13 protein-coding genes and 1 pseudogene are annotated in these 12,806 nt (G+C 45.8%); 1 reads left to right on the top strand and 13 read right to left on the bottom strand.

The window, feature by feature from the left end; genetic code table 11:
• Window positions 1–204: 204 nt before the first annotated feature.
• The 3 genes from BLR88_RS00195 to BLR88_RS00185 all read right to left on the bottom strand — a co-directional run bounded on the left by BLR88_RS00195 (window position 205) and on the right by BLR88_RS00185 (window position 2,617).
• On the bottom strand, window positions 205–378 hold the full coding sequence (locus BLR88_RS00195) for a cbb3-type cytochrome oxidase assembly protein (protein WP_204244858.1): 174 nt from the start codon (window positions 376–378) through the stop codon (window positions 205–207).
• A 166-nt stretch (window positions 379–544) separates the two neighbouring features.
• A complete protein-coding gene (locus BLR88_RS00190; RefSeq protein WP_057898289.1) occupies window positions 545–1,180 on the bottom strand; it encodes an MBL fold metallo-hydrolase in 636 nt (211 codons plus the stop codon).
• 102 nt (window positions 1,181–1,282) lie between these two features.
• Window positions 1,283–2,617 (bottom strand): PhoH family protein, encoded by a 1,335-nt coding sequence (locus BLR88_RS00185; protein WP_057898288.1) that lies wholly within the window; start codon window positions 2,615–2,617, stop codon window positions 1,283–1,285.
• A gap of 267 nt (window positions 2,618–2,884) precedes the next feature.
• Here BLR88_RS00185 and BLR88_RS00180 point away from each other — a divergent pair, with 267 nt between their 5' ends.
• A complete protein-coding gene (locus tag BLR88_RS00180) occupies window positions 2,885–3,409 on the top strand; it encodes a YhcN/YlaJ family sporulation lipoprotein (protein WP_057900273.1) in 525 nt (174 codons plus the stop codon).
• 72 nt (window positions 3,410–3,481) lie between these two features.
• Here BLR88_RS00180 and ltrA read toward each other — a convergent pair.
• The 10 genes and pseudogenes from ltrA to BLR88_RS00130 form a co-directional block, all read right to left on the bottom strand.
• A pseudogene (gene ltrA, locus BLR88_RS00175) lies at window positions 3,482–4,628 on the bottom strand (group II intron reverse transcriptase/maturase).
• A gap of 192 nt (window positions 4,629–4,820) precedes the next feature.
• Window positions 4,821–4,961, bottom strand: coding sequence for a hypothetical protein (locus BLR88_RS19255; RefSeq protein ID WP_175493529.1), 141 nt, complete (start codon window positions 4,959–4,961; stop codon window positions 4,821–4,823).
• 247 nt (window positions 4,962–5,208) lie between these two features.
• On the bottom strand, window positions 5,209–5,664 hold the full coding sequence (locus BLR88_RS00165; RefSeq protein WP_057898287.1) for a pyridoxamine 5'-phosphate oxidase family protein: 456 nt from the start codon (window positions 5,662–5,664) through the stop codon (window positions 5,209–5,211).
• 513 nt (window positions 5,665–6,177) lie between these two features.
• Complete coding sequence (locus BLR88_RS00160) at window positions 6,178–8,307, bottom strand: sigma-54-dependent Fis family transcriptional regulator (protein ID WP_057898286.1); 2,130 nt, start codon at window positions 8,305–8,307, stop codon at window positions 6,178–6,180.
• 99 nt (window positions 8,308–8,406) lie between these two features.
• Window positions 8,407–8,682: a hypothetical protein gene (locus tag BLR88_RS00155; protein WP_057898285.1), complete on the bottom strand. Its 276-nt coding sequence runs from the start codon at window positions 8,680–8,682 to the stop codon at window positions 8,407–8,409.
• 184 nt (window positions 8,683–8,866) lie between these two features.
• Window positions 8,867–9,124, bottom strand: a complete 258-nt coding sequence (locus tag BLR88_RS00150) for a YlaH-like family protein (protein ID WP_057898284.1) — start codon at window positions 9,122–9,124, stop codon at window positions 8,867–8,869.
• Between the two features lie 114 nt (window positions 9,125–9,238).
• Window positions 9,239–9,640 carry an adenosylmethionine decarboxylase gene (gene speD / locus BLR88_RS00145; RefSeq protein ID WP_057898283.1) on the bottom strand — a complete coding sequence of 134 codons (402 nt, stop codon included), beginning with the start codon at window positions 9,638–9,640 and terminating at the stop codon, window positions 9,239–9,241.
• 178 nt (window positions 9,641–9,818) lie between these two features.
• Window positions 9,819–10,325: a DUF4446 family protein gene (locus tag BLR88_RS00140; protein ID WP_057898282.1), complete on the bottom strand. Its 507-nt coding sequence runs from the start codon at window positions 10,323–10,325 to the stop codon at window positions 9,819–9,821.
• Window positions 10,326–10,520: 195 nt separating this feature from the next.
• On the bottom strand, window positions 10,521–12,029 hold the full coding sequence (locus tag BLR88_RS00135) for a leucyl aminopeptidase (protein ID WP_057898281.1): 1,509 nt from the start codon (window positions 12,027–12,029) through the stop codon (window positions 10,521–10,523).
• A gap of 132 nt (window positions 12,030–12,161) precedes the next feature.
• Complete coding sequence (locus BLR88_RS00130) at window positions 12,162–12,761, bottom strand: hypothetical protein (RefSeq protein ID WP_057898280.1); 600 nt, start codon at window positions 12,759–12,761, stop codon at window positions 12,162–12,164.
• Window positions 12,762–12,806 lie beyond the last annotated feature (45 nt).

Here is a 12,806-nt window from a genome sequence, read left to right as displayed (position 1 = left end):
GACTTATTGTCTTTCTATGCGTACATATGGTAATACATAAAAGTGCCACACGCTCCTCATGGAAAAAGGCAACGTTTGGCACACGCCTTGCAAGTGTTTCCCTGTTTACTCATAGAAAGAAAGGATATGTTACTTTATAGTGATAAAGTAACATATCCTTTCTTATACGACAAAAAAAAAGCATACTCAGGCAAGTATGCTTTTTCAACGCTTTGCATCAATTGGCGCATCCACAGCGGACTCTTCTTCAAGCATTCGATACTTTACGCCTTCTACATCGTCAAACTGTCCGCTTGTTTTGGCAGCATACCAGATCAGCAGGGCGGAGCCGGAGAAGCAAACCATAGTGATGAGTAAAATCCATGTTCCGATGGACATTCCCAACAACATTCTTTCACCATTCCCTTTCTTGACAGTAAATCACCAAACATCCATGAATATCCTCATTCTTCCAAGCCCTTCTATCTTTTAGTTTAGCAATGTTCGTGCCTTTTGTGGAAATGTAACACAACACTAGTGTGAAAAGTATGTGACAATCCTAGTATTACCGTAACGTTCCAGCAATAAACGGATTATGCATTTTCTCAAATCCGATAGTAGTCTCAGGCCCGTGCCCCGGGTATACATGCGTTTCTTCGGGAAGCGGCATGAGCTTCTCCTGAATACTGCGAATCAGTTGCCCGTAGTTTCCGCCCGGCAAATCGGTCCTGCCAATGGAATGGGCAAACAGCGTATCCCCGCTAAATAAATGCTCACCAATCAGAAAAGATACTCCACCTGGCGTATGTCCCGGCGTCTCCAACACACGTATGCTCATACCGGCCAAATCCAGAACATCTCCGTCTGCAAGTTCGTATTCCGCCCGTTCTGTCCTCATTGCATCTCCGACCATCGGCCAGTGTGAAGAACCGTTTAAATCCGGATTTTGCAGCCATTCCTGCTCATTCGGGTGAATATATACAGGGGCACCGGTTTTCTTCCGGATTTCATCCAATCCGCCCATATGGTCAAAATGAGCATGCGTCATCAAAATCGCCCGCACTTTGTATTCGGACGCTTTGTCAAGCAACGAGCCTGGATGCATCCCCGCATCAATAATAATCGCTTCGTTTGTTTCTTCGTTGGCGATAATATAACAGTTCGTTTGCAGCGGTCCTAACGGAAAAGTATAAATACGCAATCAAAACTCCCCCTCTTCTTGTTTTTTTTAGTGTACCATCTTTCTCCATAAAACGAAAAGCAAAAGCTCTACCCGGAAGCGGATAGAGCTTTTACCATTCTCTTATAGCAAGTCGGCCGCGAGTTGCGCCAGCAAAGACCGTTCACCTTTATGCAATGTAATGTGTCCCGACATTTTCTCGGTTTTAAATATTTCTACCACATACGTCAGCCCGTTGTTTACTTCATCAAGATACGGATGGTCAATTTGCTGCGGGTCACCCATCAGGATGATCTTGCTGTTTTCTCCAACCCTTGTCAAAATTGTTTTTACTTCATGCTTTGTTAAATTCTGTGCTTCGTCAATAATGATAAACTGCTCGGGGATGCTGCGTCCGCGAATATACGTCAACGCCTCCACCTGAATACTTCCAAGACCCGCCAAAATTTTATCCAAATCCCGCGACTGTTTCGTGTTAAACAAATACTCCAGGTTATCATAAATCGGCTGCATCCAAGGACGAAGCTTCTCTTCTTTTTCACCCGGCAAATAGCCGATGTCTTTGCCAAGCGGCACAATGGGTCTTGCTACTAGCAATTTTTTGTATGCGTGTTCATCTTCCGTTTGCATCAAACCAGCAGCAAGCGAGAGCAGCGTTTTGCCTGTACCAGCCTTACCAGTAAGGGTTACAAGCGGTATCTCTTTGTTTAATAGCAATTCCATCGCCATTTTCTGCTGAGCGTTACGCGCTTTGACTCCCCAAACAAATTCGTCACCAAACACTAGAGGAAGCAAATACTTTCTGTCACCGCTGACCCGCCCGATGGCCGATGCCGATGATCCCAGTTCATCTTTCAAGATCAGGAACTCATTTGGCAAAAAAGAGCGACCGGGAAGAAAATTTTGAATTTCAAACAGGGGCATGCTGTAAAATTTTTGAATAATATCAACAGGAACATTGATGATCGTATATCCTTTATAGAGACTGGAGAACTCATGCACCACACGGTCGGATAAAAAATCTTCCGCCACAAGTCCAATCGCATCGGCTTTTACCCGCAGCAATGCGTCTTTTGACACTAAAATCACGGGCCGTGGATGCTGTTTTTGCTGTTCTTCATCATGTAGATTCATAGCCACTGCAAGAATCCGATTGTCATTCGTCATATCGTGAAATAACTCCTGCATCCTGGCAAAAGAGCGATGGTTTAATTCCACCCGTAAACGGCCGCCATTTTCCATCATGACTCCATTGTGCAGTTGTCCTTTCACCCTCAGTTCATCCAGCAACCTGGCTACATGTCGCGCGTTCCTTCCTATTTCATCCATCAACCTTTTTTTCGAATCCACCTCTTCCAATACCACGGCTGGTAATACAACATCGTTATCCTGAAACGAAAAAATCGCCAGCGGATCCTGCAACAATACATTCGTATCTAAGACATAGATTTTTTTCAATGTCTCGCCTCCCAAGGCAATATATATGGATGCTATCCAGCGGCAAACGCATAAAAAACGCTTGCTGAAAGCTTTTTTGTTTGCAAGTACAAATAAAGTGTAACCGTTAATACATTCGCTTTACTTTACTTTATGGTTTACGGAGATTTGTTGTTAGTGTATGTCACAAAAATATTCTAGAAGGAAAAATCATGTATGACTCCTTTCGGTTTGCGAAACACTACGCATAAAGCTTATGCATTTCAATACCGGAAAGGATGTGACAAGATGAAAGAACGTTTGCTCTTGCCACTCATTGTCCTTGCTCTTATATTTGCCGGATGCAGTGCAAATAAAAAGGCAAGCCCTAAACCCGCTCCACAAAGCAATGGAACCCAGCGTGTGCAACAAACAGCACCGAAACCGAAGCAACCGCAAAATGCCAAAGCAACCGCGGATAGACTGGTGAAACTCGCTTCCAGCGTGCCAAAAGTAAACAGTGCCACCGCTGTTGTATTTGGTAAGGTAGCCATCGTCGGCATCGATGTCGATGCCAGGCTTGATCGCTCGCGAGTCGGTACCATTAAATATTCGGTAGCGGAATCCCTTAGGGAAGATCCCCAGGGAGCGAGAGCTTTGATTACCGCTGACCCGGATATCGTACAGCGGCTTAAGGAAATAAACGCGGACATTCGCCGCGGCCGTCCGATTGCGGGATTCGCAGAGGAACTGGCCGATATCGCTGGCCGTATCGTTCCGCAAGCGCCGCCTCGTCTTCTAGAACGCAATCAGCTGCGAAGCACCAAGCAATAATCGAGTAGGAGGGGGTGACTAGCCCCCGTCCTCTCACACCACCGTACGTACCGTTCGGTATACGGCGGTTCATTATGTACGCCGCAAGGCGTGATATCGTCCTTTTAGACTCTTAAGTTGATACGATTCGAAGAATCGTTTATCAAGAGTCCGATGTAAAACAGGGCTTTTGGCGATACGCCAGTATCCCTTACGGGAATTTCCCCACTCATAGGCTTTTCCTCTAGGCACGCCTAAAGCGAGAAGCCTTTTCACTTTTGTTCGGGGAAGTTTCCACTCTTTCCACAAACACATACGCAGTCGCCTGCGCACCCATGCGTCGAGATGTAATCTGACGGATTTTCTGCTTCACCCGCTGTAGTGACTGTTTTGCAATGCGAATCTTTGGTTCAAGGAGAGAAGTAAAGCTGAAACCGAGAAACTTGCGTTTCCATGGTCGGTCAACAGCACTCTTTTCTTGATTGACCTTCAATTTTAGCTTCCCTTTGATAAAGGCAGTGACAGACTGTTTCACCCGTTCACCTGCTTTGTGGGTTCGTACGTAGATATTACAGTCATCCGCGTAGCGAACAAATTTATGTCCCCGCTTTTCAAGTTCTTTATCCAATTCATCCAATACAATATTGGAGAGAAGCGGACTCAGTGGGCCACCTTGCGGTGTTCCCTCTGTAGGATTAAGAACTACACCGTTCACCATAATGCCAGATTGGAGGAAACGACGGATAAGCAGGAGAAGCTTCTTATCTTCTATTTTCTCCGCGATTCTTGCCATCAGTCGGTCATGATGGACACGGTCAAAGAACTTTTCAAGTTCAAGGTCAACTACCCATCGATAGCCTTGCTGAATGTATTGCTTTGCTTTTCGTACCGCGTCATGTCCGCGCCGTGAGGGGCGGAATCCATAACTATGTTCGGAAAAATAAGGGTCAAACACAGGGGTAAGTATCTGTGCAATTACCTGTTGGATGAAACGGTCGAGCACGGTAGGGATACCTAACTGTCGGACTCCTCCGTTCGGCTTCGGGATTTCGACGCGACGGACAGGCCTCGGTTCATAAGTTCCCGCCTCAATGGAACGACGAATGTCATGCCAGTGGTCCATGATATATCTACGTAGGGATTTTACGGACATACCGTCCACACCATGACTTCCTTTATTTCGTTCTACCTGTTTCAAGGCACGTAAGAGATTGTCCCGTGCTAACAATTGTTCCATCATTGAACGTACACTCCTTGCGTGAGCGAAAGGTTCCATTTGTGCCGAAGGCACACTCTGCCCTTCCGAAGTCCCCCGTGGAATTCACCACATCCTCCTTCGGATAAGTCCATACGGATTGTCTGCCTTCATCGCGTGTCTTCGAACGCCTGGTCTTTCGTTCTCCATAATGTTCGGCCCTTCCATGTCATGTCGTCACATGGCATGTACTATGACCTCTGCTGACTTCTGTCTGTTCAACTCATTCTCGCGAATGAGGTTACCGAGGATACTCGGCCTATCAGACAGATCTCCCCGGGTAAGAGCGCCATCTTCCCCTCCATCTACCTGCCTCATTTACCTTCGCTCGCCTTCGGCAGTATGGACTTCGCCTTGTTGTGCAGGCTCATCCAACGAACGCTGGCCTTATATGAGATTCGTGTTCCTCAGGCCGGAGGTTTGCCGCCGGCTTCCTTCAGATTCGACCTCACGGTCGACACCCTTGCCACAAGCTAATGGCTACTACTGCCTTCGCCACTCGGGACTTGAACCCTAGAGATGACGCCCATGCCGGGCACACACAACAAAATGCCTAGTCATACGACTAGGCATTTTTAAGCGCTTGCATAACCTGTTTATCCAATTTTTCCGCTGCGCGCGTATCATACGTCTTCTCATAACGCGGCTCAATGGCAATACGCGAGCCATAAAACATAACATCACGCACTTCCTCAATGGTAATCTCCACCATCGTAAGCTTAAGCGGGACATTTTCCATACGATCCGCTTTAATCCGCGCGCGCCCATGAATCGAATATACGGAACCCTCAGCAAACACACTCAGCGTAACCAGATGATTATGCTGAATGTTTTCAACGATCACTGATTTGCTGTTCACAGCAAACAAAATAGTAGATACTTCCGGCGCATACACCCACGAAATTGCGCTTACATACGGAGCGCCGGATTGTTTGCTGATCGTGGAAAGCATGACAAACCGCTCACCCTGAAGCAGTGAAAGCAATTCCTGGCTTAAAGATTGCGCCACAACTTCTGCCATAAGCAAAACCTCCTTGGACATGAGGATACTTTTATTGTACACTGCGTAGAAACGTATCCTCAACAGCCAATTGGAAAGCAGTATGATCGCTGAAAATGGTGAAAGTCACTCCCCTCCTACACTAGTGCTCGCTTAGAGGCAGGGGGAGCCTATGCGATTTTAGATGAAAATAAACTATCGCAAGATATATACCGTTCACTTGGGTTACTCTCCACTCTCTTGACGGGGTGACTTTCTCCGTTTTTTATCTTTAATTATGTTTTATTGTTTATATTGTATAAGTTTCCCACCGCGACACTTTTTTGATTGAATAATAATGTATATAATATAGTTCTCTCCAGTAAAACTTGCGATAGTTTATTTATTCATCCTCTATACTTTTTATAATAATGCAAATTCAATGCCAAATTCCACCCCAAGCTTTTTTAGCACATTTTGCGCACTTTGTTCTTAGAAAATTGATGCATATGCATCAATTTTTGCATCAATCCTCGCATCACCGATGCATATGCATCACTTTTTCTGCTGAACCCCGTACTTATTCAACCTGCGAACGACTGTCGATTGATGAATTCCAAGCACTTTCGCTACTTTTCGGGTACTGCGGTATTTTTCATACAATGCAAGCAAACGCTCTTTTTCACTCTCCTGATCCGCCGCATGAAGAACCATCTTTGAATGCATGCCCACCTCTCGCTTTTCTTCCATCGGAAAAGCGACCGAGGCAAGATTCGCCCCAAGCATCAATTTCGGAAGATGCTTTACTTCAATGATCGGGTCTACAGTCGTTACCACCAGGCGCTCGATGATATTTTCTAATTCCCGCACATTGCCCGGCCACGAATACGCTTGCATCACTTCCAACGATTCATAGGAAATACGCTTATTTGTATGGTGCTTTTCATTAAACTTGTTCAAGAAATACCGGATCATCGGGAACAAATCCTCCCGTCGCTTACGCAACGGCGGCACTTCGATGGGAACAACATTAATCCGGTAATACAAATCTTCCCGAAACGTTCCTGTCTGTACTCGTTCCAGCAAATTAGCGTTTGTTGCGGCAATTAACCGAAAATCGACGGCCCTTTCCTTCACATCCCCAATGCGGGTAACATGTTTTTCCTGCAACACCGTCAACAATTTTACTTGAAGATCAAGTGGCAGGTCTCCGATTTCGTCCAAAAATAGTGTGCCTCCATCTGCAAGTTCAATGAGGCCGGGCTTACCTTTCTGCTGTGCCCCCGTAAAAGCGCCTGATGCGTACCCGAACAATTCCGACTCCAACAAATTGCTAGGAATCGCGCCACAATTGATGGAAATGAACGGGCCGCGTCCCCGATCGCTCCGCTGATGAATCAGCTTGGCAAGCACCCCCTTTCCAACGCCTGATTCTCCGAGAATCAAAATGGACGTATCAACCGGGGCGATGCGGATACACATCTGCAGAATGTTACGCATTTCTTCGCTTTCCGCAATAATTCCTTCGATTTCCATTTGCTGCGCGCGCAATACTTCCAGCTCGGAATGGTATCGTTCAGAAAGCTGCTTCGCTTCTTCCAACTCCGCTTTTACCCGGTTCAGCTGGCTTAAGTCTCGACAATTCATAACAATCTGTAGGATTTCCCCTGTTTCATCGTCTAAAATCGGCGTTCCCGTCGATAAAAGCACGCTACCGTTCGCCGCATGCTGAATCACGCTTACCCTTTTTTTCTTTTCGATAACCAGCCTGCTAACCGCCTGGGAAATGATTCCTCGCCGCTCTAATTCTTCTTCCTTACAACCGATCGCTTCGTACGCCGGCAAGCCTGTCATTCGACTAAAGGCCTGATTAAAATGGCGAATGACGCCGTTCCGGTCGGTTACGACAATTCCATCATGAGACGACTCGATAATTGTATCTAGTTCACGGTTTAACTTTTGCATGGCAGTCAATTCCTGGGAAATCACTTCAAGCTCTGTAATGTCCTGCATGACGCTTGCCATTCCGATTTTTTTTCCCTCATCAGTCACAATCGGAGTATGGTTAATCAACAATTTGCGTCCGCCGTAGTCAAGCCGCACCATATGCTGTTTTTCAAGCGAAAGAAGCAGGTTCAACAATGTCTTATCAGATACTAATTCTGTAATGGATGTGCGGATCATATTTTTTTGCGAAATGCCCAAGAGCCTTTCAGCCGCTTGGTTAATGGATAGCACATGCCCCGTTAAATCAACAGCTACAATGCCATGATACGTAGATTGTAAAATGGCATCTAATTGTGATATGGTTTTCCGCGTCTGGTGTTCGAACGCGCGCAAAATGTCGGTACGCGTCAAAATGCCAACCAACGTGCCAGAACGGTCAATAACAGGCAGGCGACCTGCATCCAATTCTTCATCCCAGTCCTCATAAATTTGCTGATCGTCATACAATGTGACGAGCCGAGTCTGCATAAGTATACCTACCGGTGTTTCCTCAGGCAAATGGTTTTTCATCGCTCGGAATACGTGCGATTTTGTTACAAGGCCGATAAGTTTATGCGCCTCATCCACCACTGGCAGGCCATCAATTCGGTTTTCCAAAAGTAGCGACGCCGCCCGGCTAATCGGGTCTTCCTTATGCAATACAATCGGATTGGGCGTCATGTAATCCCGTACTCTCATCTATTTCCTCCTTCCCTGCTCGACCTGTGCTTTCTTTTCTATACTCTAATTATGTACGAGAATCATAAAATCAGCAAAAAGGAGAGGGGTATCCTCTCCTTACCGGCCATAACGCGGCTCCGCTTCAATCGCCGAAAGCAATTGCTCTACAGCTTCCCTATCGAAAAACTGTGTTTTGGTTTTACCGTCAGATATATATTTTATATGATACATCGTATCGTCTTTTGTAATTTCCAAGCCCTCAAGTTTATAATCTTCCTTAAGGATGGAATAGAAAAAATCACTTGTTTTCTTTGCCGCATTATCCTCAGGCCGGGCATCGGAAACGACCTTTATCTGCAAATAGTCAAACAAAGCATTTTCCAACCGCTTCATCGCACTCTCTCCTTTCCCTCTATTCTTTTATAAGAATGACGTAATCGCCCCGTTCAAGCCAGTAAGACATCCGTTCGGCCACCGGCCCGGAAATACCGAAAACAACCGCCAGCAACTTCCGCGCCTCATCTTTCAATACTTATCGTCCGGTGTCAAGGAAACAGGAGTTAACCACAGCATACTATCACCCCTTATATTCTTTTTCGCGCCACGACTTCGCAACTTTCCTGCGAATACGAACGATAGCAAGCACGGCGACAGCCACGCACAACGCTGGAATCATCGACAATCCTATAGCGTTTAAAATTGTCAGCGGAAACGCACCAACAAGAAGCAATACATAAATGATCGCTTTTTTAAGAATCGGCAGCTTTTGTGCGAAACCGAGTTCATATGTAACCGCCGTCAATACAAAAATAAGAAAAAATTCTGGATATTTCATATATCTCCCGCCTATGAAAACTTATATATGTTCTCATCTTAAACCAGCCTGCCAGCAAAAAACAACTGCTGAAAAGCATAGATACAAAAAAGAGAGGTGTAAACACCTCTCTTTTTACGCATGAATGTAGTTCGGGTTCACTTTTGGCGTTACAATTTCCATTTCACCCATACCGCGAACTAACTTTTTCACATAGTATTTTTCCGGTTTTAAAATAGAAACCATGTAATCAATAGCAATCTGCGGATCCACTGTTTCACCGCAAGTGTAGCAGTCTAGGGCAGCAAAGCCTTTTTCAGGATAGGTATGAATCGAAAGATGGCTTTCCGAAAGCATAACAAGTACAGTCGCGCCCTGCGGTTCAAACTGTTTCGCCTGCACCGACAACACGGTCGCGCCGCAAGCTTCTGCCGCTTCTACCATATGGTTTTTTAGGAATTCGGCGTTATTCAAACGCTCAAAATCCACTCCCCAAACATCAATTGCAATGTGTCTGCCGAAAGTTGAGTATTCCATCTTCCAGCTCCCCCTTCCTAGGATGAGTATTGTAAACATCTCTAGGACCTACGTCATTCACCACGGGGGCGAGTGAGCGATGAACATTCCCACCCTTTAAGTGAATCCTGGTTCCTAATCACAAATTTTCTTAACGAGAAATAACATAACACGGTTGAAGCAAACATGCAATACTTTTTTATTCGTCTTTAGCCCCATTTTTTATCGCCAGCGCAAGCGCCTGCTTTTCTTCTTCGGACAATGCGTACAATGAAGCCCCGTTCTCAACCGGTTTCGCATATACCCGGGATTCATGACGCCCATAAATGCTTGTCATGACCATTCCGTTGTTATTTTCATCCACAAGCGCGAAAGAAAAGCTTAAGTCGCTTCCTTCGTTTTCAAATGCAGAAAACCGAAGAATGCCAAGCCGGCCTTTTTGTTCCCGGATACGCGCCCGCATACTCTCTGTCAACTGTTCAACCGCCCGCTGAGAATTCTCCAGAGTTTCCATACGATCGAACAGTTTCTCTAACATCTGCTCCAAATTTTCTTTGGAACTGCCTTGCGCCATCCTCCGGAACCGTTTCTGTAACCGTCCAAATTTTACGCTAAGTACAATGTTCCAGATGAAAAGGAGAAGGAACATAATAAGAAAAAGACCGACGATGCCCATGGCGATCTCTTTCGTGAACCATACCTCCACGGCTATACCATCCTTTCACTACAAAAAATCCACAACGTGTTTATTTTATATCAGGGAAAGCCTCATGACTACACCGAATCACCGACATTTAAATAATTATGCCAATTTTACCGGACAAAAATAAACCTAGCTTGTCCGAAACATAAGAAAAAAGCTTTCTCCTAAATAAAGGAAAAAGCTTTTTTCTTATGGTCTTTATTTTCCGCCAAAGCGGATAGCCAGTTGAATGAGCGTGCGCACCGCTACGCCGGTTGCTCCTGTCGGATTGTGACCTCTGTCCTTGTCGGTTGTAGCTGTACCTGCAATGTCAAGATGCACCCAAGGCGTATCTCCAGCAAACGCGCCGATAAAAATGCCGCCTTGGATACAACCGGCTGGACGTCCCGCATCATTCTTAATATCAGCAATTTCGCTCTGGATATATTCCTGATATTCTTCAAAGTTCGGTAACTGCCACATTTTTTCGCCTGCAATGCGCGCTGCTGCCTTTACTTCTTCAAGCCATTGTTCATTATTGGTGATCATGCCGGTTGCGACATGCCCAAGCGCGGAAATGACGGAGCCGGTAAGCGTTGCCACATCAACAAGTTTAGTTGCGCCAAGATGCTTGGCGTATGCAACCCCATCTGCCAGAATGAGTCTGCCTTCCGCATCGGTATGCACGACCTCAATGGTTTTGCCGGAAAAGGAAGTGATAACATCCGCCGGCTTCAGATTGTTGCCCGAAATCATATTTTCGCATGCGGGAATCACCGCGATTACATTGACATGCGGCTGTAGCGCACCAATGGCATCCATCGCGGCGATAACAGCTGCGGCTCCCGCCATATCAGTTTTCATCTCACCCATACCTTCATCAGGTTTTACCTGAATGCCGCCAGTATCAAATGTGACACCTTTGCCTACGTATCCGAGCACTTCTTTGCTGTCAGCCGCCCCATAATATTTCATGACAATCATTTTAGGCGCGTTGGCGCTCGCTTGACCAACAGCCAGCAATGCACCCATGCCAAGCTCTTCTAACTCTTCTCGATCCAGCACTTTAATTTCTAAATTTCGACGATGTGCCACTTCGCGCGCACGCTCCGCTAAGATTGCTGGCGTCATTTTATTTCCTGGCTCATTTACCAAATCACGCGCCAGATTCGTCGCATACGCCGCGACGTCCGCCCTGTCGAGTCCAGCTTGGATCGCGCTTTGTTCCATCTTTTCGTCTACTCCTAAGATAAACTCTTCGATAACGAAAGGCTGCTCCTCACGCTTTTTATAACCTGCGAAGGTGTACGTTCCAAGCGCAACGCCTTCCACAACATTTTGCACAATATCGACTGCATTCCAGAGTTGCTTCTCGACATAATAATTCGATACACCAAATGTAATGTTTTTAACTCCGCGCTTCTGGGCGTAACGGGCAGCGATTCCAATCGCGTCGCGCACTTTAGCCACTGTTAATTCCTTTTCTTTACCCAAACCAAGGACAAGCGTCCGCTTGGCCGGAATCTTGCCCCAGTTATGCAGCAATGTTACTTCCCCGAAGGTTCCACGGATTTCTTTTTCCGCAATCAGTAGCGAAATACGGTGTTCAAGCGCGGTGTCGACAATTTTCGCGTATCCCTTCACCGTGTCTTGATCCTCACAATATGTCACAATCAAACAATCCGTAGCGATGGAAGAAATTGTTTCTTTTGAGATTTTTACTTTCATGCTCTACCCTCCGCAAGTCAAAATGTCTTCTCTGTTAGTATGCGATATCCAAAATGCAAAAAAGCATACTCCGGGTGAAGTATGCTTTACTTATTTCTCCATGGAAAAACTATTTCCTGCTTTCCTTTACAATTATACTTCTAGCATCACCATTTCCTGATGAAGCTTGCTGAGCTTTTGCTTGCAAGCTGCAATCGTCTCTTCATCTCCCGCTTCCATCGCTTCATGCAGCACCGCCAATTCATAGTCAATTTCAAGCGTCAGCACCGGAATCCTTTCTTCAGCATCGCGCCGACAAAGCACTGCCATTACTTCTTCCATCGAGACAGAACACTCCTTCTCGAAAATAACCTCTTTAGAAGCACCGGAAATTTTTATAATTTGTTCCGCTTCTCCATAGCGAATTTTTTGAATGACAAGCTGTCCTCCGAAGAAGATTTTCACTACCGCATGCCCTTTCACCTGTTCAATAAAATACTGCAAAATCTTTTCAAAGCGCGGATCGGAAATATTATAATGGCGATCGCGCAAACGATAGCGCGCGCCCACCTTACGAAACGTTAACCAATGAGTTTTATGTTCTGTCCGGACGGAGAGGGTAAAGTATTTCTTCGTTTCTTTCCATGCGATGCTCATACCTGCTTCGACGATATGTGCCACAAGTTCGTGTATCTGCTCTTCGTTAAACCATAAAGCTACGTCGCTGTACTCAATCTGTTCAAATGTGTGCACAACTACCCCTCCATTCGTAGAATTTTCAAAATATTTAATTTATTA

This window comes from Aneurinibacillus thermoaerophilus, assembly GCF_900099925.1.
Taxonomy (GTDB): domain Bacteria; phylum Bacillota; class Bacilli; order Aneurinibacillales; family Aneurinibacillaceae; genus Aneurinibacillus; species Aneurinibacillus thermoaerophilus.
Note: the sequence above shows the minus strand (reverse complement) of the source record. Positions and strands in the feature narration are given on the sequence as shown.